The sequence below is a fragment of the Flavobacteriales bacterium genome, assembly GCA_020635395.1.
Classification (GTDB): domain Bacteria; phylum Bacteroidota; class Bacteroidia; order NS11-12g; family UBA9320; genus UBA987.
The window spans coordinates 1-25562 of sequence record JACJZV010000001.1 but is presented as its reverse complement, the minus strand read 5'-3'; the positions used below and the strand labels follow the sequence as shown (position 1 = coordinate 25562).

The window sequence follows — 25562 nt, the reverse complement described above, 5'->3', positions numbered from 1 at the left end:
GTATTCTTCGCAATGCCAACATATCAAGTTCAAATATGAGTCGAAGTTTTGAGGCAAGAAGTGGATGTTATTATTCGAAAATCGAATTTGATTAAAACGTGTTGATTTTTTGATTAAACGAAAAAAAAACGGCTCGCCAGTGGCGAGCCGCATTTTTAAGGGTGATTAAAATTTAGTGTTTTACGACCAATTTTTGCTGGGCAACTTTGTTGTCTCCACTCAATTCGAGTAGATAAAGCCCATCGTTTATAGAATTAAGATAAAGTGTATGATTATTATTCAAAACAGATTCTTCAACAATCAATTTGCCTTGTAGGTCAAACATTCTGATGGTTGAAATTTTTTCACCATTAAAATCGAAATGAACCTGATTGCTGGCAGGGTTCGGATACATTTTAACCCGAGTGTTTTGAATATTTTGAACGGCTACTTGTCCGCCATGAATAGAGGATGTATCTGCTCCGCCGATGGTGCCTCCAAGACTGCAAGTAGTTTGGGCTGCCGACAAATAGTTTGAATAATCAACATATCCGCCAATAGTTATATCATCTGCAAAATCCCAGATGCCACCTGATATAGCCGCTGCATTGGTAGTTCCCCAATAGTTATTTTTGAAATTTAGAGTATCTGCTTTTCCGGGTGTACTACCACCAGAAATTTTTATCGTATTTTTAGTAGCAAACAGGAAATTATTGTTTTCGACAACAAATTTGGCAGGTTTGTAGCTACCAATCGACATAAAGTAAGCACCTGAATCGAAAGTGTTTTGAGTAATTTCTACCTCCGCATCTTTTCCAAAATAAAGATTCAAAACAGTATTTGGGAAGTTGGTAAATGAGTTACACTGCAATTTCAGTTTTCGGATATTGGAAGCATAAATGGCATTGTATGAGGACATGTTGTTAAAACTTGATCGAATAATGGTTGCCGTATAAGGCAAATACATTCCATACAAATTGTCGGCATAACAATCGGTCATAAACAATCTGATATTACCCCCAGATGCATAACATGCATAACCATATTTATTGGTAACCCCTCTGAAAACAGAATTTTCAATAAAAACATCAATAGTATCCGGATAGCTTGAATAAGCATAAATATTGTAGTAACCATCGATAAACTTACAATTTCTTACCAATAGCGAGGTGCTTGTGGTATAAATACTTCGATCGCCACCAGTGCTGCTGCCTTCAAAATAAACATATTGAAATTGTGACCCCGTTTTTGATGATGAATCATAGTCAACAGCTTTTTTGCTAAATTCTACAGTAATTTTTTTGATGGTTATGGCCGAATCCTTTTTCCCGATTGCTTTAAACTCGCCATCAACAATAAGTCTATATAGACTTGTTCCACCTTGAATGATTGTTCCCGGCTCAACCGTTACAGTTACCCCTTGTTCAATCAGAGCATTTGAAGAGAGCAAGTATGGGCTTCCGGCGGCGGTCCATGTTTGATTTGATGAAATAATGGATGAAACGGTGGTTTGCCCAAAGGCAAAAGCCCCAATCATCATACCAACAGTAAATAAAACAGATTTGTAAAGACTTTTCATTTTTTTAGTTTTCTATACCCTTTAAGACGAAGGCATTTTAAAACGTTGCAAAAATATATCAAATTTTCTTTGGTTTACGTATCCATGGCATCGTAAACTGCCTCAAATAAAAGGAGGAACGGCCTTCTTTTGACTTTGATTTTTAACTCAAATTGACTTCTAATAAAAAGCCCAAAATTTTTTCTGCAACGTTTTTGAGTTTTATCGTCAAATAATAAAAAACATAGTTTTGCTTTTGGTACAACTATATATAGACAATACATGTCGGCTAAAGGACAAGTTGAAATTTCGGGTGAAGTTATTGAGGGGTGCTGCCGCAACGACAAAAAATGTCAAAAAATAGTTTACGAAACCTATTATAAATCGATGTACGCAATTTGTTTGAGATACAGTTCAAATGCCGATGAAGCAAAAGATTTGCTTCACGAAGGTTTTATGAAACTTTTTAAAAACATATCGTCTTTTAGTGGTACATCCTCCTTTTCGGCTTGGATAAAACGCTTGTTTACAAACAATTGCATCGATTATGTTCGGTCGGCTTACAAAAAATATATCCACTATTTTGAAGAAATTTATACTGAAGAAACCAACGAAATGATGTATGAAGAAGAGGAAGAAATTTCACAAAAAGCTGTTTTGGAAGCAATGAGTAAACTAAGACCCGATTATAAAATAGTGCTCAATCTGTATGCCATCGAAAATTTGAGTCATAGTGAAATAGCTCAAGAATTAGGAATTGAAGAATCGTCTTCTCGTTCAAAATTATCACGAGCCAGAGCGGCGTTAAAAAAATTGTTGAACATTGGCTAAGTCAGAAAAAAATATCGACCAACTTTTGCACGGCTTATTTGATAATGCCGAAATGGATGCCGATGGCATTGACTGGAATTCGTTTGAACAAAAAAGGTCAAAAAAGAGGGCCGCTTTTTGGTGGAGAATTATTTCCACTGCCACTTTAATCATTGGTATTGGCTCTTGGGCTTATTTCTCTATGTTTAATAAAAATCATCAATCCAAAAAGGTCAATTTGCCTCATACCGATTTGCATCATCCAGAAAATATGAAAGCCAAAGAACAGCCAATAATTGACACTTCAGACATAAAAAAAGAAAATACGATAACCGAAAAATTGCATGAATTCAAAAGAGTAAAACCTGATTCGAAACCAAAAGAAATACAAGTTAATGACTCTCCAATTTCAATGGTTTCAACAAAGAATTCTATCGAACTTCCAAGGTTTGTGCCAAAGTCTTTCCAACACCAACACACACCACATTTTGTTATATTTGATACCATAATTAATTCAAATTCAATTATTTACAAGCTGTCTAACCTTATTTCTGATAGTCTTCCTTTGTTAAAAACAGCCGAAAATGTGTTGAAACTCAGTTTAGGTCCAAATTACAATGCCCCGACCATTTCTGCGGGAAGTATTTCATCTCCTTCTAGAAATCACAAGGATTATACATCGATTAGAAATAGCAGTGAAGTGGCCAATTTAGGCATCGATTTTAGCCTAACCGCAGGAAAAAAATATGCAAAAATAACACCGATGGTTGGTTTAGGTTTTAGCCATTATAGGGTGCTGGCTCATTATAATTTTGACTATTCCGAACGCCCAATTTTAGAAAAAAATGGAACCATAATAGGTTACACCAAGTTGTTGCCGCAAAATATTCGGTTTAACTCTGCTCATCACTATTCGTTTGTTCAATTACCGTTGAGTGTTTCTTACGACATCACTCAAAAAAATAAAATTGGATTATCATTTTTAGCTCAATTCACTCCGCAAATGTTGATAGCAAGTGGCGGCCAAACACCAAACGCTGTTTATTTGAATGAGGTGGAGACCTTCAATTCTTCAAACTATAAACAGGGTAATTTAGCCTTTAACGTGGGCTTTACCCTTTGGCGAAGAAACGAAAACTATCGTTGGTTTATAGAACCCACCTACGGAAACAATTTTGGTTTGAGCCAAATAAAGGGTATTTATTCAGTAGGGTTTAACTCGTTCTCTATTAAATTCGGATTTTTGCATTAGTGAAACGTTTCCTCTTTGGCATATTGATTGTTTTTTCGGCTTTTTCTATAAAAGCTCAATCACTGTTTGTCGCATTGGATGAAGTACCCAATGTATCGATAGAAAAAACAATAACTTCCAACCAAAATCTTTATGCCTTTTCGCCAAATACTGGTATAGGATATAGAGCGGCCAATTTTCGTTTTCGGTACTGGAACGGCCTGTTTTGGACCAGTCTGCCAACCTTAAATGCCAACAACGTTTTCTATGATTCCGCTCACCAAATGCGTTTGGCATTTCATAAAAATGAACTATATGTTGGAGGTTCGTTTTATGCCCAAAATGAGCAAATTAAAGGTATCGTCAAATGGGACGGAGAACGATGGAAATCGGTAGCAGGAGGAATCCAATCCTCCCGAATTATTCATGACGAATTTTCTATTTCGGGTATGAAATCATTCCAAAACCAATTGTTTGTGTGTGGTGATTTTGACCTCGCCGACGGCAGAGACGTAAAAAATTTGGTTCGGCTGCAAAACGACTTTTGGCATCCAATAAATTCTGTCGGAAATTCCTTTAATAGCCTTACTGTGGCCAATGATACACTTTATGTTTCAGGAAATTTTAGCGAGATTGAATCTGTTGAGTGCAGGAATTTGGCGGGTTTTGCCAATGACCGTTGGTTTGAGGTGCCACATTCGTTTACCCAAAATTTTATTGATTTGACCTCCTTTCAGAATCATCTTGTTGCCATAAATTCGGAAGGGTTTTATTTTAAAAATGACCAAACATGGCAGAAAATGGGCAATATGAATTTGGAAATTGTTTCGATGAATAGTATTGAGGAGTATAACGGAAAATTGTATGCTTCTGGTTTGTTTAAGGATTCTAAAAACAACCTTATTCGGCTGATTAGCATCGACCAACAGACCACTGAAATTATTTTGTTTGATGCTGATATTGCGGCAACACATAGTACGGAAATTTCCCTTTCAACGTATGATAATAAGCTGGTTATCAGTGGATATTTTTCTAAACTAAAAGGTAAAAATTTCGACCATATTGCTGTGTTAAAACCTGGAAACAGCATTTTGAGTGGCAGAGTTTTTATTGACAATAACAGAAACTGCGTGTTTGATGCTGGCGATGAACCACGCCAGAATGCACTTATTTCGTTGAACAACGGCAGCTACTATACCAGCACCAATGCTCAAGGTTTCTACAGTCTTTTTATTCCCAACAATCAAACAAGCACCATAAAAATATTTGCCAAAGACAATGAAAATCCGAATTGTAATGGAGAAGAAAGAACTGTAAGAACAACCAATACAGATTCTGTTTTGGTAGAAAATTTTGCCCTCCAAATTGATCCTGGAATTGTTAAACTGAAAGCATCAATAACCGGACAAAATGGGTTTTTGGCAAAACATGGTTATACGGAAAAATATGTTTTGAGCTGCCACTCTGCAGACAAGAGCAAATTTCCGGTATTGCTCTCTTTAAAAATCGACGAGCGGCTAACAGATGCCGTTTTTTCCGTGAAACCAACCACGATAAGCCAACATACAATTGGTTGGGAACTTTCAGAAAATCAAGTCATTGACATTGATTTTAGAATAGATCCTGACCTTATTGAAATGAACGAAAAATTACTTTTTGAGGTTAACGCCCAATCTATTAATCAAGCAAACATTGCCGAAAGCAGTTTGGAGCAAATGGTGGTTTCTGCCTTTGACCCAAATGATAAACAATGTGATAAAGAAGAAATTGTTGTTGGCGAGAAAAACTTAAATTATCACATCCGTTTTCAAAATTTGGGTACGGCAGCAGCGGCAAATATCCATGTGGTGGATACCATTGACCCTACGATGCCATTAGAATATCTTCAAATTTTAGACAACAGTCATCATCAACATTATTCTTCGTCATATAAAGTGAGAGGCCACGCCATTGTTTGGAGTTTTGAAGAAATTTACCTTATGCCCCAGCAGTGGGTTGGCGATGAAGAAAGCAGTGGATACATCACCTATTTGGCTGGTTTGTCAAATCAATTAACTGTTGGGCAAACAATAGAAAATACGGCCTATATCTATTTTGATTATCAAAAACCTGTTGTTACAAACACTACGGTTTCTAAGGTAGTTGAGAAACCAGCACTTTACCCAAACAACTCCGATGATTTTACCCTATTTCCAAACCCGACCAACGGGATGATTCAGGTTTTTGCCAAAAATAAAAATATGCTTGCCGCAATCGTTATAACAACCGATGGCAAAATCATTTCTTCCGAAAAGTTTAGTACAAACCAAGCATCCAGCACCATTGATTTAAGCAAGCTGCAAGCAGGCATTTATTGGGTTCGCATTGAACATTCGCTCGGATTTGAAACTCTGCCGGTGGTGCTTACCCACTAATTTTATTTGGTAATGTTCATGGTTACATCAACATCTTCTTTCAAAACAAGTTTCCCGTCTTTGAAGTAGTTTATAGAAACAGTACCGGTAAAGCTTTCTTGTGTGGCACAAGTAAACATGATTCTGAGTTTCGTCGAATTCACCACGGCCAAACCACCAATCGTTCGTTCACCATTATCCTGAAAGAAGGCATCCAGCGAAGTATTGTTCAATGTTACACTTATCGAATCCGGATGACCAATGGTAGGGTCTTCAGTAAGCAGAATGTTTAAGGTAGAAATATCTTGCGGACAGGGTGATGTGCCAACTGTATGATTTTGTGACAATTGATCTACGCCACAAAACAAATTGTTGAGTGTAACTTGATCGTCGGAAGTTGATGAATCAGGGGCACAATTTGTGATTGTGAGAGTGGTTAAAAATAAAATTGACACTAAACCAAAAAAATATGTTCGTTTCATAATCTTAATTTTTGCGAAAGTTGCGACTATTGGTTCAAAATAGCAAGCAACAAATGCTATGTATTCGCCGAAACAATCAACGATTTTATTTTAAACACCTGATTTTCAGTAATAAAATCGGGTTCGTTGATGAGATATGAATTGACATTTTTAAATGCTGAAGTTGTCAAAAGCTGCTCTACTTCGCGTGGATGAAACATTTGAAAGCCGTGTTTTACAAATCCATAATGCTGCATTTGCTCTTTTGCCCGCATGCCAATCACGAGCTGTCCACAAGATTTTAAAACACGTTTAAATTCATTTAAAACAGCGTGGTAATTCTCCCAAAAATAAATGGTATTAACGGTAAAAATAATATCTATCGAATGGGCATCAAAAGGCAAATTTGCCGCTTGACTCTGATAAAAGTTAGCCTTTTTCTGGTCAATAAAATGTCGGTTTATACGTTCGGCTTCGGCTATCATCAACTCCGAATAATCGCAGCCAGAATAGTATATATCGCACTGTCTTTCAAATAGTTCGGCCACAAACTTGCCATTGCCCATACCCACTTCCACCACCCGTTTTCCTGGCCCAAAATCTATTTTGTCGATGGTGTTTCTATTGAGAAGTTCATTGCCTTTGTTCATAAAATCGGCCACTTGCAAACCCATTTCTCCACTTGGTTTTCGTAGCTGGGCGGCTAATTCTTCACTGTCTCCGTTTCTCATTTTTTCTTTTTTTTGCTCGATTTGGCTAGCGGGTTAAACTGTAAACACAAATCAACCAAAAGGCTAAATCATCCTCTCTGTCTATCGCATCAGGCGAAACAAAAACATAGTCTTTCATAGGTTTTCCTGTAAAATCCATTTGTCTGCAACCCGGCTTGTGTTCGTTTTCGAGCCTTAATTTTTCACCGATGCGAGCCATCAATTCATTTTTTATAATGCCAATGCACATTTTGTCATCCACCATATAACACAAGCCCCCCATCATTTCTTTGCTCTCAAAATGCACGCTGTGGCGTTTTAAATGATTTCCAATTCTATCTGCTAAAAAATTATCGTATGCCATTTCACAATATTTATTGACACAAACTTACTCCAAAAACAGAGCTTTCAACGACAAATTATCGTGTACTGATATTCTCCCGTCAACATAATTTCTGCTTGAAACTTGGTTTCTAATTCTTTAAAAATTTTGTCAAGTTCTTGGTAAAATTGATTGTAGTTATAATAACTCATTTGCTCGTCATGTCTCAAATAAATTACCATCTTCTTTCCATTGGTTTTCAATGATTTTTGCATTTCCATTTGCAGTTCGTTTAGGTTCTTTAATTTGCCTTCAAGATACATTTTACCCGAATCACCAATTTCTAGTTCGAAGTATGATATAATGAATTGGGTCTGTTCGTTTATATTATTTTGGACATTTTTGTTTTTCTGAAAATCGCAACCAGTGAAAAAAAATATGGCCAACAAAATGTAAAAGATTGGTTTAACCATCGTAATTTGACATTAGAAAAAGTGTAAACTTCGATGAAGAAAACAAACCTTAAAAGCCACTTTTCACAAACGAACCACCTTACTTAACGAACGACCAATAAGGATGACAATCGTTTAACATCCTTATTTAATGCCAGTTATAGCTACAACCATAAATTAAACGGCAATTTAATACTGATTTGCTTGACTATTTAGCTCTAAACTCAATAAATTCGCAGTCAAAAGACAAGTAAAAAAGTAAAAAAATGAGAAAACTTTTCCTTTCAATTATTGCAGTTGCCGCAATGGCAATGTCAGGTTTTGCCCAGTGCAACGAGTTATTCTTTTCGGAATATATCGAGGGCAGCAGCAACAACAAAGCTATTGAAATCTACAATCCAACAGGCTCGGCCATTGATTTGTCGGATTACGCCATTTTGAGATTAAACGGTGGTGTATCAACCACAGACACTTTTTATTTAAGTGGTAGTTTGGCTTCTTACGATGTGTACATTGTTGCCAACGCTAGTGCAAATGCAGCCATTTTGGCTTTAAAAGATACTACAGGTTCGGCTACCAATTTCAATGGTGACGATGCTTTGACTTTGTTCAAAATTTCTACTCAAACTGCACTTGACATTTTTGGCACTCCTGGAATCGATCCAGGAACCAATTGGACTGTCGGGAGTGGAGCTTCAAGTGAATATACTTTGGTAAGAAAATCAACCATTAAAGGTGGTTCTTTAGATTGGACAACAGGCGTGAACGAATGGGATGTTTACCCACAAAACACAACAACATACTTAGGTTCGCACACCAGCGATTGTTATGTTCCGCCAACTCCAGAAGTTGGTTTTAAAGCTACCTCAGCTACCTTTAAGGAAAATGCAGGCATGGTGTCTGTAAATGTAGGTATTGCAAGCCCGTCATCCACAGTAGCTACAACTGTTGAAGTGGTAATAACCGGGGGTTCGGCCACAAACGGAGCGGAATATTCGGCTACTTCTCCAACCACATTGACATTTGCCGCAGGCTCAAGCAGCAACGAAACTTTTGATATTACACTAAATGATAATACAATGGCTTCTGGCAATTCAACCATCATGTTGACATTGAGAAACGTGTCTTCAGGTGCATTGCTAACTGCAGATTCAACAATGACCATCACCATTGAAGATGATGATTATTTGGTAGCTAAAATTAAAGACGTAAAGGTTAATGCAGCCGATTTTAACATTGCCAATAAAGGTCAAAAAGTAGAGGTAACTGGTATTGTTTACGGAATTGATTTTGATGGAAATGCCGGTATTTCTTTTACCATTATCGACTCTACCGCTGGCGTAAATATCTTTAACTTTAATGATGTTTCTGATTATGTAGTAACAGAAGGTGATGAAATTACGGTTAGAGGAAAAATGGATTTCTACAACGGTTTGACAGAGGTTTTTGCTGATAGTATTAAAGTAAATAGTAGTGGAAACACATTGAAAGATGCTGTTATGGTTTCCAAACCTTCAGAAGAAACCGAATCGGACTTTATCGTTATTGACAGAGTATGGGTGGCCGACACCAACACCGTTTGGCCAGACAATGGAAATGTGTGGATGACCAATGGCACAGACACTTTCCAAGTACGCATTGATAGAGATGCTTCTGACATAGTTGGTCAACCAATTGAATGGGATACGTTGAAAATTACAGGAATTGGTGGTCAGTTCGACAATTCTTCTCCATACAATTCCGGTTATCAAATTTTCCCAAGAAAATTGAGTGATATAGAGAAATACAGAAACGCAGGAATTAAAGAATTTACGCTTTCTGCCAAGGTTTTCCCTAACCCAACCGAAGGTGTTGTTTACATTGAATCTGTTGAAAATTTGACAAGCATTCGAGTATTTGATATTCAAGGAAATGTCGTTTCTAAAACCTCTGCAAACGGGTTGAACGCTATTGTTTCTCTTGAAAATCTTGCTTCGGGCATGTACCTAATTGAGATTAATGCTGAAAAATCTTCGGCTTTAAAACGAGTTGTTTTAAAATAAGATTTCTTACTTTTTTATAGAAAAACCTCTCCAAACGGAGAGGTTTTTTTTGTTATAAATCACTGAATTTTTTTTTGCCTTTTGCAAAATGAGCCACAATCAGACTATGGCCATAAACTCCGGTATGTTGTTTCAGCGGCAATTGGTTGGGTACCCTTTTTCTCTTTGATGCCCAATAACCAAATTTTATAAAAAATGCCCAATGAGCTTTTACCACAGCCCAAGTAAGGCCTGGTTTTCCGTCAACCAAAAATTTAAGCCCTGCCACTCCATCCAAAACCAATCGTATGGCCAACACCCGAACCAATTCACTGGCTTTTAGATTTTTAGTCATTAAGCATAGGTTATTTCTAAAGTTCAAAAATGTTTTTCGTGGGCTTGTAGCTGCCAACGTGCCTCCGCCCATGTGATATACCGTGCTTTGAGGGCAAACCCAAACTTCAGAACCTGCATTTTTTATTCGCCAACACAAATCAATTTCTTCCATGTGGGCAAAAAAATCGGCATCCAATCCATTCAATGCTTTATAGACATTGGCACGAACCAACATGGCCGCACCTGTTGCCCAAAAAACTGGTTTTGCATCGTCATATTGTCCATTATCCGCTTCCAGTTCGTTCATTACTCTACCACGACAAAATGGGTAAATATGTTTGTCGATAAACCCACCAGAAGCTCCTGCGTATTCAAAGAAATCGCGTTTGAAATAATCTAAAATTTTTGGTTGCACCGCTGCTATTTGGTCGTTCGACAACATCAAATCCATCATTGGTTTCAACCAATTTTGTGGCACTTCCACATCACTGTTTAGGAGTACCCAAAAATCTGTATCAAGTTGCCTTAATGCCTGATTGTAGCCTTCGGCAAAACCAAAATTTTCAGCAAGTTCAATTAGCTTTACTTCCGGAAACTTGGTCTTTACAAGCTCTGCACTATGGTCGGTCGAAGCATTGTCCGCCACCACCACTTCAAGGTTTGGATATTCTGTTTTTAAAACAAAGGGCAACAATTGTTCGAGCAATTGCCGTGTATTAAAATTGAGTATAACAACCGATACCTTTGGGTAGTGCATAATGCCAATCATATTTATTTCATTTTGCCAATTTTAATACAGCGTACTTGTCATGTTTTCCCTTTCTATGGGGAATAAAAAAGGTATTATCATCAAGGCAAATGGCACTTTTGACAAAAGGAATGTACTTGTATTCATTCTTAGAATAGAGGGCTTCAATCCGAAACTCTTGTTCGGTATTTAGAGAAGCTACGAATAAATATTCTTTTTTATCCTCAACTTTTTGAGAACGATATGCTGTAACACTTTTGGCTGGTGCCATGAATAAAATTACCAAATTGTCATCGCTACCGAAGGCAAAAAAACTATATTCATTCGCATCCATCTGCTGACTTGGACTATATTCATTCACATCCATCTGCTGAGTTGATTGGTTCTTTTCAATTGTTTTATACCACTCAACCTCCCCCTTCTCATCAACATACAGTACAATAATTTCTTCGTAGTACTCTCCGAAGGCACCCCAAATTCGTGATTCAAAAAGGCAAAAGACCCCTTTGCGAGCCTGAATAATTTCTCGAGCCGGAGTACTAAATAATCCCCCGACACGAGTAAAACGCTTGGTTTGTCCTTGACTTGCAACAGAAAAAAATCCTTCGTCATATTTCATATATGAATCATTCTCTATATAAAACTCATTCATGTTAAGAGTAACACTAAAGAAGCCGCTTGATTTTTTAGAAGCTGGACAATTGCAGCCCAATCCGTTCGATTCGTACAATCCAGCGATATGAGCAACTTGGTTCGAATCAAAATAGAACTCAGCACTAATTATTGAACTCTCATCTTCTAATTCTATCTCCAACTCTTCTGTCTCCTTCTTTTCAATATCTATTTTCCCAAAGTAATATTTCTTTGTCGCCGTGTAATTAATGTCATTTCTTTTTGCTTTTGCCTTAACTTCATATTCCGTTATTCCGGACAAATAAAACAAATTGCCTTCTTTATCCACGGTGCTTTGATATAATTCAACTACATATTTTTCTGTTGCACCCTCAAAATTGTGGGTGTGGATCTTTTTCAAATCCTCGTCAAACACAACAAACCGCTCACTAGTTTCAAAATTTGCTTTTCCCAGTGGTAATGTTTCACATAGCACCAAGTATGAAGCACTGCTGTCTGCAAACGACATTTCAATATCTCCCTTATTATATTCCTCTTCAAATTGATGACTTAATAACAAGATTGGCTCACCTATGGGTGTTAAATCTTCCAGTGAAAACTGAGCAACGTAATAAAACAACTTAGTTTCTGAATTGAATTTGTAAGAAACATACAGTTTTCCCCCAAAAAGAAATACTCCATTTATCCTTAACTGATTTTTCACTGTTCGATATGGAATTATTTCAGGACTCAATTTTATCCTTTTCTCGACTATCGAATTTTCTTTGAATTTAACCAAATTTGGCCCGTTGTTATATTCTAATGCAATAACATAATTATTGCTAACAACAGATGGAATGAAAGGTATAATATCCAAATTCTCACTTTTGGCATCAAAATCAATTGAAAAAAGATGGTTGTTAACGCTTTGAGCAGATGAATCAATGCATGAAAGTGAATGTAAACAAGTTACTACTATTAGCTGATAAATTAATTTTTTCATTCTTCAAATGTATCCTTTCTAACCAAATGATATTAACTACCTTCATACAAAAAGAAGGATAAACCTTTTTTTTTAAAATTGCGAAAAACAACAACCTAATGGTGAAAATAGCGTTTTAAACCTCTTTACCCAATTGTTCATAAATCGAGCAATTGCCGTGTATTAAATTGAGTATAACAACCAACACCTTTGGGTAGTGCATAATGGGCAAAGGTATTGAAACCTATGTTTTTGCTATGCTATTCCTTTAGAGAAATTATCGCCCACTTGGCTTCACTCCCGTTGGTGATAGACATTAAGTAGTTGTTTTCGGAGTCCTCAAGTCGAATGTATAAGTTGAAATTGAGGTAATACTCATAATTATTGCTCTTCAAAACACCTATGGATTTAGTACTTGCTTCTCCATTTGGTAAAAGCGTTGTTTCCAAAATTTGAGGTTTTGAAGACTGACTATTTAATGGAGCGGGCGACACATTTTTTGGTTTGTCATAGAAAATAATTTTAAGAGCTCCATCTTTATCCGTGTACATATATTTGGAAGCAAGGTATTCCGTTTTTTCCTTTTTTGAAATTTGGTTTTTATCAATTTTACTCAAATTCTGAAATCCTTGGTTCTTGTCAATATAAAATATCAGTATATCCTCGTTACGAATGTATTGAGAGCTTCCGCTGTATGAAGCATTATACCTTTCAAAACCAACATACATACCACTATCAGATGCAAGAAGTAATATGTTTTTTTGCCGATTAACCACATTCGTATTCAATCCATCTATTATTTCAGAAACGAACGTTTCGGAAAACTTGGATTTATCATAATCCTGAAAATCAAAAGTCCATTCATAATCTAGTTTTTGTGTTTCAATATCTATCTGGCATACATACACCCCTATACAATGGTGGTCCTCTTGAATAATTTTACCAAAAATTGCGACTTTCCCATTTTTAATTCTGTATCCCTTTAGCTGAAATTCACCACCATCATGTTTTGGGATATAATTAAATTCTTTGAGTTTTAACTCATCTTTTTCCATATAGAATCTTCTGAGAATTATCTCTCTAGAATTGTATGCTGTTGATGTCGCCTCATTCGAATTAGCAACAAATAAAAAGTCATCGCCGATGGTGTAGGTTGGGGAGTAAAAAGAATATGTTGCCGGTATTTTATTCACCACTTCATCGTCCTCGGGATACTCTATATCCAAAGACTGCATATCTTTGTCAAATACGGATATTTCTTGGATTTGCTCCTCTGTTTTGGCATGAACATTTACTATCTTAATCCATCCATTTCTACACGATTGATCGACCCGAAACCAGCCCCGATCTTGAACGGTGTTGGTATAATAAATTTTGTGTTGGGCAATCTTTTTAGCAGCACCCATTTTTTTTAGTGAATTAGGTGCCACCTCCACATAATGCAAACTGGCCATACCGTCCTTTTTTCCATACCTTTCATAGAAAACAAACATTTTCGAGTCTGTATATACAACTTTCTCCAATGAATACGAAGCCTCATTATCCATGCTCGGAACTAAGTCAGGGACAACCTTTGAACTCGCCATTCTCTCAAAGTTTTTATTGTAATGATGAAATTGATAATTTTTGTCCAAAAGACCTGAACCTTCTTGGACAAGATACCCAAATGGGGTTTTTTCCATTTTGTCATCATAAATATATCTACTATGTTCAAGTTTAATGTTCTTCAAACCCTTCATTTCAAACTGAGGGTAGTTAAACAATTCTTGAGCAAAGGCATTCGATGACAAAAGGGTTAGGGCGATTAATACGGAATAAAATAGTCTGTTTTTCATGCACCAAATTTAATTGTTTGACGGAAACATCACTACCTTCGCACAAAAAAAGCATGAACTTGGTTGTTAAAAATTTGCCCGAAAGCTACAATGCTCATTATCTAGAAATGTTGTTTAACCCCTTTGGCGAAATTGATTATGTGAAAGTGGTGTACGACCGAGTTACGGGCGAACACAAAGGAATGGGGTTTGTGGAAATGGTAAACGAAAAAGACGGCCAAAGAGCAATGGAAGAACTTAATGGCAAAGAAATAAACGGAAAAGCCATTGTTGTAGAAAAAGCCAAACCAAGAAAGGTTAATATCTGGAGTTAGCTTTGCACCGCGATTTGCCGCGGCTTATCACGGTTTATTTAGGTCTGAACTCTCCAAACTGCCAGTCAACTCCAAAAGAACCACATTCTCCACATGGTGCGTGTGCGGAAACATATCAACGGGTTGAACTTTGATAATCCTATATTTTTCTCGCATCAAATCCAAATCTCTGGCTTGTGTGGCGGGGTTGCAGCTAACATACACCACCCGTGGAGCTTCCAATTTTAGTATTTGCTCCACAACCGCTTGATGCATTCCTGCTCTCGGAGGGTCGGTTATTATTACATCTGGCTTGCCATATTTTGTGGTAAAATCATCGTTTAGTTCGTCTTTCATATCACCCACCACAAATTGGCAATTGTCAATTTTATTGTCTTTAGCATTTTCGTTGGCATCGGCAATAGCCTGCGGCACGCTTTCTATGCCCACCACTTTTCTTGCCTTTTTGGCTAAAAACAAGCTGATGGTTCCCGTACCACAATAAAGGTCATATACATTTTCGTGTCCTTTTAGGTCGGCAAACTCCAACGCTGTTTCATACAAAATCTCGGCTTGCTCTGGATTGGTTTGAAAAAATGATTTTGGACGTATTTTGAAATTCAAATCATTTAGCGTTTCTTTTAAATACTCTTCTCCGTCAAATGTCTGAATATCCAAATCATATAGACTGTCATTCACTTTTTCGTTGATGGCATAAACCAACGATATTATTTCGGTAAACTCCATTTTTAAGGCAGAAAGCATCGGTTTGATTTCATCGCTTTCATACCCAAAAGTGAGTAAAACCATCCACTCATTTCTTCTATTATTCCGAAGCATCAGGTTTCGAACAAACCCTTCTTTTGTTCGGGCATTATAAAATTCAAAGTTGTTTTTAATCGAATAATCATAACACCAATTCCTGATTTGATTGGCCAAGTCGTGCTGCAACCAACATTTATCTATGTGCACAATTTTGTCGAATCGCTGCGGTATATGAAAACCCAAACCGGGATTTTCAACAAATTCATTTGCCTCAATCAACTCCCGCTCCAGCCATCTACTGTGACTGAATGTATATTCCATTTTGTTTCGATAAAACTCGGTTCGTCGGCTTCCTAAGGCTTTTGGAATGTTCTCAAAAGGCAGTTTGCCGATTCGCTCAAAAGCGTCTTTTACCTGTTGGGTTTTAAAATCTAATTGTGACTCGTAGCTCATTTGTTGCCATTTGCAACCGCCGCACACCCCAAAATGATTGCAAAATGGAGTTGTTCGCGTTGAACCCGTTTGATGGATGATTTCGATTTCGGCAATTAAAAACTTCTTCTTTTTACCTACTATTTTTAAGTCACACACATCGCCCGGCACGGCCTTTTTTACAAAAACCACCTTTCCGTTCCAATGAGCAATGCAATTGCCCTCTGCACCAGCCCGCTCAATTGTAATGCTCTGCAATTGCGTGCCGTAAAGATTCTTCTTTCTCAAGAATTTAACTTCTTATGTTGATTATTGACCCTTTGCCTGCGATTCGTGAAACTCTTGAATTTGCTCCAAAATGCTTTTAAACTCTTCAGCTCCATGATATCCAGGTACTTTATACATTTGGTTTATGCTCGGTATATAGAAAAATGTGGTGGGATAACCACTATTAGGTCCGCCTTGATTCATGGCCGAAAGCAGAGTTCTACCATCCAGAGTAGTATCGTTTACGTTATACAGCCCCCCCAATTCGGGATTAAATTTAATCGCTACAAAATCTTCATCTATCATGGCCATAATAGTCGAATCTTCATACGTGTCTTTGTCCATTTTTTTGCACCATCCACACCAGTCGGTATATACATCAATAATGGCTACTTTATTTTGGCTTTTTGCTGAGGGATATCCTTCATTCCACTGTTTCCAAGCCACATGTTGTGTTTTTGTTGTGGACGATATGGTAAACAACGTTGATACAAAAAGAAGTAAGAGCAATGCTTTTTTCATTTTTTTATTATTATTACTCGGAGCATGACAAAAACCATTCCGAATGTTTTGCGAAGTTAGTATTATTTATTGAGCTGTTTTGTAAATCTAAACTCATAATTTCGAGCCATCAAATATTTTTTGTAGTTTAGAATTGACATCTATTAGAGATACCAAGTTTAAAATATCAGGAGAAATAGAATCTCCTAAAGAGTCGGATTATTTAAAAAATATTGAGCAGCAAAACGCTCAAAAATTTAGGTTATGGGCCATCATTTTGGGGTCGTTTTTAGCCTTTTCAATTGGCATTGTGTTGTGGCAGTCGTTTAAAATTTCAACTTTAAAGGCCCTTACCAAAACTGCTCATCAAACCAATATCAATGCTACGTCCGACTCGGTAAAAAATAGGCTTGATAGCTTGTTGCAGACCAATCTACAGTTGCAGTTGGCTAACGAAGCATTGCTCGAAAACTCAGATGATTTTGAAGGAATTTTCTTTGAAATCCACATAAAATTTAAAGGCGATTTTGACCTTAAAAAATATAAAAGTGAAATGGCTAAAATTCAGGGCAGGCCTCTTGATGAGAGAGACGCATTAGTGTTGGCAAGATTTAGCTCATATAAAAAAGCACTGCTTTTTGAAAACGATTTAAAGAAAATGGGGTTTAAAGAAATAGAACTTTTAGGTAGAGTTAATGGCACAATTATGACGTTTAAAGAAACCATGCAATTGGCCAAAGAAAAAAATAATTAATTACTTTTACCGTTCTGCAAAAAGTAGAATAATAGAGCGTGGAAAAAAACAACATTCTTCTGGAAAAACTGGATGCCTTTATCCGAAAATACTATAAAAATCAATTGGTTAGAGGTATTTTATGGGTAACGGCTGGCATTATTTCTGCTTTTTTGGTCGCCTCTTTGTTTGAATATTTTGGGCATTTTAATTCAAAAATACGCACGGCCATTTTCGGAGTATTTACCATTTTCAGTGCGGTAATACTTGTCAAATTTGTAATAATTCCGCTGCTCAAGCTCAATAAATTGGGCAAAACTTTAGATTATAATCAAGCTGCAACCATAGTTGGGCAGCATTTTTCTGCTATTGGCGATAAACTGATAAACACACTTCAACTCGGTGCAAATGCAGATGATGATAGCCTCTTGCGAGCCGCCATTGAGCAAAAAACTGCCGAGCTAAAACCCATCCCTTTCCATCAGGCCATTGATATTAATGCCAACAAAAAGTACATAAAATATGCCCTCATTCCGGTATTACTTTTTGTGCTTATGTCGGTTGTAAACAAAGGTTTTAATGATAGTGCAAACCGTTTGATGCACTACAACAAAACCTTTGAACGCGAAGCCCCGTTTGAATTTGTTTTGGACATGGACAACCTTACGGTGCTTCAAAACTCGGAGGTGGAAATAAAACTAAAAACAATTGGAAGCCAAGTGCCTGGAGAGGTTTATCTTAACCTTGATGGGAACAAATTTAAGATGACCAATCAGCAAATTGGCCATTTTACCTACACCATAAAAAAGGTGGGTAAAACCATGGATTTTCATTTTTTGGCCGATGATTTTGAAAGCAACACCTACACCTTAAAAACGCTATCAAAACCAACATTGGTGGGCTATGAAACATTTATGGATTACCCCGAATATACTGGGTTAAAGGACGAATGGATTAAAAATACATCGGAGGTTACTGTGCCGGTTGGTACTCAAATAAAATGGAAAATAAATGCTAAAAATGCTGAAGAAGCCATTTTTGATTTTGATGGAAAATCGACCAAAATAAAGCCGAGTGCTGGTCGTTTTGAATTTGCCCAACGCATTTTAAAATCAAATCGATTTAATATCAAAACCTCAAACACCGACGTTAAAAATGGCGATTCGATGGTGTACTCGGTTCAAATAATTCCGGACAATTACCCCGAAATAAAAGTCGATGAAAAAGCAGATTCTAGCACTCAAAAAATGATATATATGCTCGGAAAAGTGGGCGATGATTATGGTTTGAGCAAGCTTGTTTTTCACTACAAATTTTTGAATTCAAACAACCCAACCAAAAAAGGGCTTGAAAAGAATGTTCCCATCAAATTGAACAGCGATTTAAAAACCCAAAGTTTCTACTATTTCTGGGATTTGAATGAGCTGAGCATAGAGGCCGAAGATAAATTGGAATACTACTTTGAAGTATGGGATAACGATGCTGTGTTTGGCAATAAATCATCGAAAACATCAAAACAAATTTTTGCTGCACCAAGCATTGAAGAGATAAACAAGCAATCAGAAAAAAATAATGAGAAGATAAAAGATGATATTTCTGACAGTAAAAAAGATATAGGCAATCTTCAAAAAGACATCGAAGAATTAGAGAAAAAACTTACCGAAAAACGTGAGTTGACTTGGGAAGACAAGAAGAAGATTGAAGAACTGCTTAAAAAGCATGAAAACCTTTCAGAACAGCTTGAAAATATTGTTGAACAAAACGAGCAGAATATTCAAAAGGAAAATGAGTTTAAACAAATTGACCAACAAATTCTTGACAAACAACAGGAAATTCAAGACCTTTTTGATGAGGTAATGAATGATGAAATGAAAGAATTGCTCGAAAAAATTGAGGAGATGATGCAAAAAAATCAGAAAGACCAACTGATGCAACAGCTCGAGCAATTAAAACTCAATGACAAGGACATCAAAAATCAATTAGATAGAATGATGGAGCAGCTAAAAATGCTTCAATTGGAGAAAAAGGTGGACGAAACGGTTGACAAATTGAATGACCTTGCGGAAAAGCAAGAAAAGCTGGCAGAGCAAACCGAAGACAAAAAGAAATCAAACGATGAATTGCTTAAAGAACAAAAGAAATTATCAGACGAATTTGAAAAAGCAAAAAAGGATTTGGATGATATAAAAAAGAAAAATCAAGAAATGGAAACTCCTCTGAACATGGATTTGAACGAGCTGAAAGAGGAAAAAGAAAATGTGGACGAACAGCAAAAGGAAAGCGAAGAAAACATATCTAAAAACAAAAATGATAAAGCTGGGCAAAACCAAAAAAATGCCGCCGAAAACATGAAAAAAGCTGCGGACAAGCTTCAAAAAGAAATGGAAGAGGCCACCAAAGAGCAGCATGTTGAGGACTATAATACCCTTCGATCCATTCTCGAAAATTTGGTGCAAGTAAGTAAGGATCAGGAAGACCTGATGAATAACTTTAAGCAAGTGAGAACCTACAATCCGAAATATGTGGAGCTTGCTCAGCAACAAAAGAAAATCAGAGACGATAGCAAAATGATTGAAGATTCGCTAATTGCTTTGAGTAAACGGGTGGAGCAGGTGCAACATTTTATAAATGAAGAAATTGGATTGGTTAATTATCATATTGACAAATCCATAAAAGAGCTTGGCGAACGAAACACCGGAATGGTTATAAACCACGAGCAACATGCAATGACAAGCATGAACAACCTTGCCTTGATGCTTGAAAACAGTCTCGACCAAATGCAAGAAAAAATGAAAAGCCAAATGTCGGGTAGCGGACAATGCCAAAATCCGGGTGGCAGCAACCCCAACTCGAGTGGCGACAAAATGAAAAACAGCAGACAGATGCAAGAAGGCCTTAAAAAGCAATTGGAGCAAATGGGCAAACAACAAGAAGGTGGCCAAAAACCCAGTAGCCAAAGCTTTGGAGAGGCCGCCGCCCAACAAGCAGCCATAAGACGACGAATGGCAGAAATAAGAAGCCAGTTGGAAAAAGAGGGTAAAAACCACGGTGATATGGGCAAAACCGAACAAATGATGGATGACTTGGAACGCGATTTATACAACAAAAGGCTGAACCCTGATGTGTTGAAACGGCAACAAGAAATTTTAACCCGAATGCTGGAGCATGAAAAAGCTCTTCAAAAACAAGAACAGGACAATAAACGAAAGGCTACTGAGGCAAAGGAAGAAGCAAAGCCCATTCCGCCTAACATTGAGGAGTATCTAAAACAAAAGCAAAAAGAGCAGGAATTGCTCAAAACAGTTCCTCCGGGTTTATCGCCTTACTACAAACAAAAGGTGCGGGAATATTTTGAGGAGATTGGTGGTTAGTTGAGACATTATATCTAAACTTTCAGTCTGATATGAAATATAGAATCTTATTTTTTTTTATTTCTGTACTAATTGGTTGCAACCGTCACCATTATGATTTTGAATTGGAAAATGAAATTTTTTACTGCCAAGAGGGGGCAGCAGAAAGTTTAGGATATGATTTGAACGAGTTGTACAAAAAGTATCAAACAATTTATATCAAACACAAAATTCTAGATGATAGCTCTGGGAAAAGCTATGCCAAGGCCTTGAAAGCCCTTGAAAAGGGTGAGTATGATTCAATGTTCACAAAAATAGAAATGTACAAAGAACTTCATAATTTGAATTTGAATCATTTAATTATTGGCTGCCCATCAATCAACTTGGAAAACAGAGACCTATCTAAATCAAAATATAGATTTTTGAAACAAAAGGGGGATAGCTCTATGAGAAATCCGATGAACATAGATTCCAATTACATCAAAAAAATGGCATCAATGTTCACAAATAACTTTGAACCTTCAGATTTTGACCATCCATTATACAAAACTCGCATTATTGCATTGATAACCTTGTTTGCCATGGAACTTGATTTAACAAGCAATAGAGGTTTGAAAGTGGTTTTGCCACCACACATCAAAAAAGATTTGGAATATGATTCTACCTCCATTTTGCATATTATGGTAGATGGAAATGATGTCATAACTGTTGATGGCAATACGGCTGACATTACACATATTGAGGCCGCAGTTCGCAGGTTCATTATAGAAAAATCAATTAAAAAAATTGATAAATCAAAAAAGCTCGATGAGCTTGAAAGTTTTAAGGGAGCTATTGGTTTGGATCACGAAAATTCTACGTCATACCAGCAATATATTGGAGTTTATAGCACGATAATTCAAGCATTTGATAATGTAAGAAATGATTTGTCGAATGCTTACTTTGGGTCTAATTTTACAAACTTGGATTTGGAAGTCAAAAATAAAATTGTCAAAATAATACCCCTTAGGATTTTGGAATCTGAGCCTTTTCAAAATTAAAGCTACCCCACCAACGCTTTCTCAATGGCTGTGTCATAAATTTCTTTGTATTTTGATATGGCTCCAAATTTTTCGCTATCCACAACCAATTGTTCGCCAGAAACCACACCAAGTTTTCGATAAACCACGTTGCTTTTAGCCATCATGCTTTCAAATGCCGAAAGATTGTTTTTATCAACAGAAACTACCACTCGGCTCTGACTTTCGCCAAATAAACAGGCATCTTTTCTAACGGATGAATTGGTGGTAATATTAGCACCCAAGCCACTGGCCATACAACTTTCTAAAACCGTTACAAACAACCCACCTTCCGACACATCATGACAACTTTTTAACAAGCTGTTTTCTATAAGTTGAGTTATGGTTTGTTGCAATTCATATTCTTTATCCAAATCAAATGACGGGCAGGGGGAGTGCGAAACATTGTGATATTTTGCAACATATTGCGATGAGCCCAAATCATTTTTTTCTTCTCCTAACAGATAAATTAAATCACCATCTTGTTTAAAGTGCAAAGTGGTAATATGCTCTGGTTTTTCTATCAAACCCACCATGCCTATGGTTGGTGTGGGATATACGGCAGTTCCGTCGCTGCTCTGGTTGTAGAAGCTCACATTGCCACCTGTTACCGGTGTTCCGAATTTTTCGCAGGCTTTTTTCATACCCAAAATGGCATTTTTAAACTGCCAATAAACACCTTTGTCATAAGGGTTTCCGAAGTTTAAGCAGTTGGTTACTGCAGATGGTTTGCCACCGGTGCATACAATATTTCTTGCCGCCTCTGCCACAGCAATGGCTGTTCCTTCTTCAGGATTAGCATATACGTATCGGCTATTGCAATCTACTGTTAATGCCAACGACCGATTCGTGCCTTTTATTTGAACAACCGCCGCATCACTTGGTTGATTGGTGCTTTGGTTAACGGTGCCAACCATGCTATCATATTGTCTATAAACCCATCGCTTTGAGGCGATATTTGGCAACGCCGTCATAAACTCCGCAACCTGCTTTAGTTCTGTAGGCTGAGAAATGTTCTTTATTTCAAATTCATTTATTTTTTTGGTGTATGCAGGTTCTTCCCATTCTCTGTTATAAACTGGAGCCCCTCCACCCAAAACCAGACTTTCGGCTGGTACATCGGCAGTTATTGCTCCATCTTTTTTGTATTGAATTCTTCCACTGTTGTTTACCTCACCAATTTTGGCAAAAGTCAAATCCCACTTTTCAAAGATTTTTTCAATTTTTGCTTCATGTCCTTTTTCAATAATGGCCAACATTCTCTCTTGACTCTCGCTTAAAAGAATTTCCCAATCCAGCATATCGTCTTGACGAAGTGGTACCTTGTCCAAGTCAATCAACATTCCCGTTTCACTTTTAGCACTCATTTCGCAAGTAGAACAGGTTATTCCGGCAGCACCCATATCCTGCAAACCAACCACTGCACCGGTCTCAATTATTTCCATGGTAGCTTCCAATATTAGTTTCTCCCAAAAAGGGTCGCCAACCTGTACGGCTGGCAAGTCGTTCATGGCATCTTCGCCAATATCTTTGCTGGCAAACGCCGCTCCTGCTATCCCATCTTTTCCTGTGCTGCTTCCAAAAATATATACCGGATTTCCAACGCCTTCGGCCACTGCACTCACAGTTTTGCCAACCTCGACAATACCCACGCTCATGGCATTAACCAAAATGTTAGTTTCGTAGCAATCATCAAAATAAACCTCGCCGCCAACGGTCGGAATTCCAAAAGAATTTCCATAATCGCCAATTCCTTTTACAACCCCTTTGGTTAACCATTTTGTTCGGGCTGTGTTGATATTTCCAAAACGCAATGAATTGAGTTGAGCAATGGGTCGGGCTCCCATCGAAAAAATATCTCGGTTTATTCCGCCCACACCCGTTGCCGCACCTTGATAGGGTTCAATAGCCGAAGGGTGATTGTGACTTTCGATTTTAAAACAACAAGCCAAACCTTCTCCAATGTCCACCAATCCGGCATTTTCTTGTCCGGCTTCAGCCAGCATCATAGGTCCTTCTTTGGGAAGTTTTTTTAACCAAACAATCGAATTTTTATACGAGCAGTGTTCACTCCACATAACCGAGTAAACGCTCAACTCAGTAAAATTGGGCGTTCTACCCAAAATCTCTTTTATTTTCTCGAACTCATCGGCGGTTAGTCCTAACTCAATAGCGGTTTGTGCTGTTGTTTGTTGCATACTGCGAGATTTGATTGGGCAAAATTAACGAATGAGTGCTTACAAAAAAGTTGAAACATCCGTTTGTCATTCACAAGAATCCCACCATTTGTAAAAAAGAAGTTTATTGAGGTTCTCATTATGATTTCGTTTTTGCTGTGAGTAAAAATAGTAAGCATTTTTTTCTTGATTGAATTTGATGTAAACACCTAATAATGTTGTTGTTAAAATTTTTTTGTTCCTTTCTTTTTATTCGTAAAAAAGTATAAGTTTGGCGTTCAAAATTTTCTTATAGTAGAATTAATGAAAACAGATTTATTTACGACAAAAAAATTGAGAATTCCGTTTGGAAAAAAATTCTCAGCGTTGTTGGCAGCAACTTTACTTTCGGGTGCGTTTGCCGAGGCACAGTATTGTACCTCAAACGCAACCGTTTCGGCAGACTCTGAGTGTGCTCGAGCTTATTTGGAGGGAGACACAAAAACTCTCGATGTTTCAAAAACCGGTTCTGGTTGTGACAACTATACCGACAATACAGGAACTGTAATGGCCGATTTGACGGCAGGTGAAGCCTACACCATTACTCTTGAAAACGGTACTTGTGGTGGAAACTACACCCGTTACGGAAATGCTTGGATTGACTACAACCAAGACGGCGATTTTGATGATGCAGGTGAAATGTTGGGAAAAGGTACAACAGGTTCTTCTGCAAATGGTTATGTTCACGTAATTACTTTTACTGTTCCATGTAACATTAAAAGTGGCAGCACTCGTTTGCGTGCTATTGTGAAAGAAGGAACAAACACTGCTCCTTGCGGAACTTATGCCTACGGTGAGACAGAGGATTACACCATTTCTCTTGGTATTGCCGGAACTTTGGCAGCAGGCTTTTATATGCCCGACACTGCCTACATTAAAACTCGTGTTTCTTTAGTAAACAACAACCAGGATGGTTACTTCTACCACGGTTGGGACATTGAAGACAATGGTACGATTGATGCCACAAGCACAAACCTATTAACCACCTTTACAACTGGTGGAAAACACTGTGTGCGTCTTTTCTCAGAAAACTGTCTTGGAAGAGACTCTGCTCTTAAATGTGTTCAGATTATTACTCCAACTGCTCCTCCGGTAGCTGACTTTGTTGCAACTTCAAATAGAGTTGACATCTTTAGCACCTTCAACTTGAGAGATTTATCAACCAATGGTCCTATTTACTGGGAGTGGTTTATGTATCAAGAAGCAGACTCTGCCGGTACACACATTGATATTACTGCTGGTAGTACGTATGCCGACCAAAACCCTGAAGTATTTACAGCTAAAGGCGTTCCCGGATTTCCTGATGTTGGAAAATGGAGCATTGGTCTTATTGCTTCTAACGATATAGGTTCATCACAAGTGTTGATTAAACACGACTACGTGGAAGTTGTAAAAGGTTGTGATGTAGAAATGGGTCCAGGTACCATTACCGGTATTCCTGGAAACGTTATCACTTGTACTGCCGGTACGCTTATGAGCAAAACCGATGGTACGGGC

The 25562-nt window shown here is 37.5% G+C and carries 19 protein-coding genes and 1 pseudogene; 9 read left to right on the top strand and 11 right to left on the bottom strand.

All coding sequences use genetic code 11. The annotated features are described in order from the left end of the window. Window positions 1-172: 172 nt before the first annotated feature. Window positions 173-1558, bottom strand: coding sequence for a T9SS type A sorting domain-containing protein (locus H6607_00100; GenBank protein ID MCB9260766.1), 1386 nt, complete (start codon window positions 1556-1558; stop codon window positions 173-175). A gap of 261 nt (window positions 1559-1819) precedes the next feature. On the opposite strand from H6607_00100, the gene H6607_00095 reads away from it, so the two are divergent. The 3 genes from H6607_00095 to H6607_00085 are packed head-to-tail and all read left to right on the top strand — an operon-like array spanning window position 1820 to window position 5992. After that, a complete protein-coding gene (locus tag H6607_00095; GenBank protein ID MCB9260765.1) occupies window positions 1820-2368 on the top strand; it encodes a sigma-70 family RNA polymerase sigma factor in 549 nt (182 codons plus the stop codon). After that, window positions 2361-3599: a hypothetical protein gene (locus H6607_00090; protein ID MCB9260764.1), complete on the top strand. Its 1239-nt coding sequence runs from the start codon at window positions 2361-2363 to the stop codon at window positions 3597-3599. Before H6607_00095 ends, H6607_00090 begins: the two co-directional genes overlap by 8 nt. After that, window positions 3599-5992, top strand: a complete 2394-nt coding sequence (locus H6607_00085) for a T9SS type A sorting domain-containing protein (GenBank protein MCB9260763.1) — start codon at window positions 3599-3601, stop codon at window positions 5990-5992. The genes H6607_00090 and H6607_00085 overlap by 1 nt, the downstream gene beginning before the upstream one ends. A 2-nt stretch (window positions 5993-5994) precedes the next feature. Here H6607_00085 and H6607_00080 read toward each other — a convergent pair whose 3' ends face one another. From H6607_00080 to H6607_00065, 4 genes and pseudogenes are all read right to left on the bottom strand, one after another. Then, window positions 5995-6453, bottom strand: coding sequence for a hypothetical protein (locus H6607_00080; protein ID MCB9260762.1), 459 nt, complete (start codon window positions 6451-6453; stop codon window positions 5995-5997). Between the two features lie 56 nt (window positions 6454-6509). Beyond that, complete coding sequence (locus tag H6607_00075) at window positions 6510-7163, bottom strand: class I SAM-dependent methyltransferase (protein ID MCB9260761.1); 654 nt, start codon at window positions 7161-7163, stop codon at window positions 6510-6512. After that, a pseudogene (locus tag H6607_00070) lies at window positions 7160-7506 on the bottom strand (TfoX/Sxy family protein). The gene H6607_00075 and the pseudogene H6607_00070 overlap by 4 nt, the downstream one beginning before the upstream one ends. 44 nt (window positions 7507-7550) lie before the next feature. Continuing rightward, window positions 7551-7937 carry a hypothetical protein gene (locus H6607_00065; GenBank protein ID MCB9260760.1) on the bottom strand — a complete coding sequence of 129 codons (387 nt, stop codon included), beginning with the start codon at window positions 7935-7937 and terminating at the stop codon, window positions 7551-7553. A 245-nt stretch (window positions 7938-8182) separates the two neighbouring features. Between H6607_00065 and H6607_00060 the strand changes: the two genes are divergently transcribed. Beyond that, window positions 8183-9958, top strand: a complete 1776-nt coding sequence (locus tag H6607_00060; protein MCB9260759.1) for a T9SS type A sorting domain-containing protein — start codon at window positions 8183-8185, stop codon at window positions 9956-9958. A 52-nt stretch (window positions 9959-10010) separates the two neighbouring features. Here the strand turns inward: H6607_00060 and H6607_00055 are convergent, their stop codons facing one another. The 3 genes from H6607_00055 to H6607_00045 all read right to left on the bottom strand — a co-directional run bounded on the left by H6607_00055 (window position 10011) and on the right by H6607_00045 (window position 14450). Further along, entirely contained in the window at window positions 10011-11030 is a 1020-nt protein-coding gene (locus H6607_00055) for a glycosyltransferase family 2 protein (GenBank protein MCB9260758.1), read from the bottom strand. Between the two features lie 19 nt (window positions 11031-11049). Continuing rightward, complete coding sequence (locus tag H6607_00050; GenBank protein MCB9260757.1) at window positions 11050-12636, bottom strand: hypothetical protein; 1587 nt, start codon at window positions 12634-12636, stop codon at window positions 11050-11052. Window positions 12637-12875: 239 nt separating this feature from the next. Then, window positions 12876-14450 carry a hypothetical protein gene (locus H6607_00045; protein MCB9260756.1) on the bottom strand — a complete coding sequence of 525 codons (1575 nt, stop codon included), beginning with the start codon at window positions 14448-14450 and terminating at the stop codon, window positions 12876-12878. 53 nt (window positions 14451-14503) lie between these two features. Between H6607_00045 and H6607_00040 the strand changes: the two genes are divergently transcribed. Next, window positions 14504-14764, top strand: a complete 261-nt coding sequence (locus tag H6607_00040; GenBank protein MCB9260755.1) for an RNA-binding protein — start codon at window positions 14504-14506, stop codon at window positions 14762-14764. A 27-nt stretch (window positions 14765-14791) separates the two neighbouring features. Here H6607_00040 and rlmD read toward each other — a convergent pair whose 3' ends face one another. After that, window positions 14792-16198 (bottom strand): 23S rRNA (uracil(1939)-C(5))-methyltransferase RlmD, encoded by a 1407-nt coding sequence (rlmD, locus tag H6607_00035; GenBank protein ID MCB9260754.1) that lies wholly within the window; start codon window positions 16196-16198, stop codon window positions 14792-14794. Between the two features lie 51 nt (window positions 16199-16249). Then, on the bottom strand, window positions 16250-16729 hold the full coding sequence (locus tag H6607_00030; protein MCB9260753.1) for a DUF255 domain-containing protein: 480 nt from the start codon (window positions 16727-16729) through the stop codon (window positions 16250-16252). Window positions 16730-16862: 133 nt separating this feature from the next. On the opposite strand from H6607_00030, the gene H6607_00025 reads away from it, so the two are divergent. From H6607_00025 to H6607_00015, 3 genes are all read left to right on the top strand, one after another. Further along, window positions 16863-17462 carry a hypothetical protein gene (locus H6607_00025; GenBank protein ID MCB9260752.1) on the top strand — a complete coding sequence of 200 codons (600 nt, stop codon included), beginning with the start codon at window positions 16863-16865 and terminating at the stop codon, window positions 17460-17462. A gap of 38 nt (window positions 17463-17500) precedes the next feature. Further along, on the top strand, window positions 17501-20812 hold the full coding sequence (locus tag H6607_00020; protein MCB9260751.1) for a hypothetical protein: 3312 nt from the start codon (window positions 17501-17503) through the stop codon (window positions 20810-20812). 104 nt (window positions 20813-20916) lie between these two features. After that, window positions 20917-21831: a hypothetical protein gene (locus tag H6607_00015; GenBank protein ID MCB9260750.1), complete on the top strand. Its 915-nt coding sequence runs from the start codon at window positions 20917-20919 to the stop codon at window positions 21829-21831. Between the two features lie 2 nt (window positions 21832-21833). Here H6607_00015 and purL read toward each other — a convergent pair whose 3' ends face one another. Then, window positions 21834-24047 carry a phosphoribosylformylglycinamidine synthase subunit PurL gene (purL, locus tag H6607_00010; GenBank protein ID MCB9260749.1) on the bottom strand — a complete coding sequence of 738 codons (2214 nt, stop codon included), beginning with the start codon at window positions 24045-24047 and terminating at the stop codon, window positions 21834-21836. A gap of 282 nt (window positions 24048-24329) precedes the next feature. On the opposite strand from purL, the gene H6607_00005 reads away from it, so the two are divergent. After that, the coding region (locus H6607_00005; protein MCB9260748.1) for a hypothetical protein at window positions 24330-25562 on the top strand (1233 nt) is incomplete at its 3' end.

Bases quoted from the DNA above. Each gene is read 5' to 3' on its own strand.
- H6607_00100 (MCB9260766.1), bottom strand. From the start codon at position 1,558: ATGAAAAGTCTTTACAAATCTGTTTTATTTACTGTTGGTATGATGATT.
- H6607_00095 (MCB9260765.1), top strand. From the start codon at position 1,820: ATGTCGGCTAAAGGACAAGTTGAAATTTCGGGTGAAGTTATTGAGGGG.
- H6607_00080 (MCB9260762.1), bottom strand. From the start codon at position 6,453: ATGAAACGAACATATTTTTTTGGTTTAGTGTCAATTTTATTTTTAACC.
- H6607_00075 (MCB9260761.1), bottom strand. From the start codon at position 7,163: ATGAGAAACGGAGACAGTGAAGAATTAGCCGCCCAGCTACGAAAACCA.
- H6607_00065 (MCB9260760.1), bottom strand. From the start codon at position 7,937: ATGGTTAAACCAATCTTTTACATTTTGTTGGCCATATTTTTTTTCACT.
- H6607_00060 (MCB9260759.1), top strand. From the start codon at position 8,183: ATGAGAAAACTTTTCCTTTCAATTATTGCAGTTGCCGCAATGGCAATG.
- H6607_00055 (MCB9260758.1), bottom strand. From the start codon at position 11,030: ATGCACTACCCAAAGGTATCGGTTGTTATACTCAATTTTAATACACGG.
- H6607_00050 (MCB9260757.1), bottom strand. From the start codon at position 12,636: ATGAAAAAATTAATTTATCAGCTAATAGTAGTAACTTGTTTACATTCA.
- H6607_00045 (MCB9260756.1), bottom strand. From the start codon at position 14,450: ATGAAAAACAGACTATTTTATTCCGTATTAATCGCCCTAACCCTTTTG.
- H6607_00040 (MCB9260755.1), top strand. From the start codon at position 14,504: ATGAACTTGGTTGTTAAAAATTTGCCCGAAAGCTACAATGCTCATTAT.
- H6607_00030 (MCB9260753.1), bottom strand. From the start codon at position 16,729: ATGAAAAAAGCATTGCTCTTACTTCTTTTTGTATCAACGTTGTTTACC.
- purL (MCB9260749.1), bottom strand. From the start codon at position 24,047: ATGCAACAAACAACAGCACAAACCGCTATTGAGTTAGGACTAACCGCC.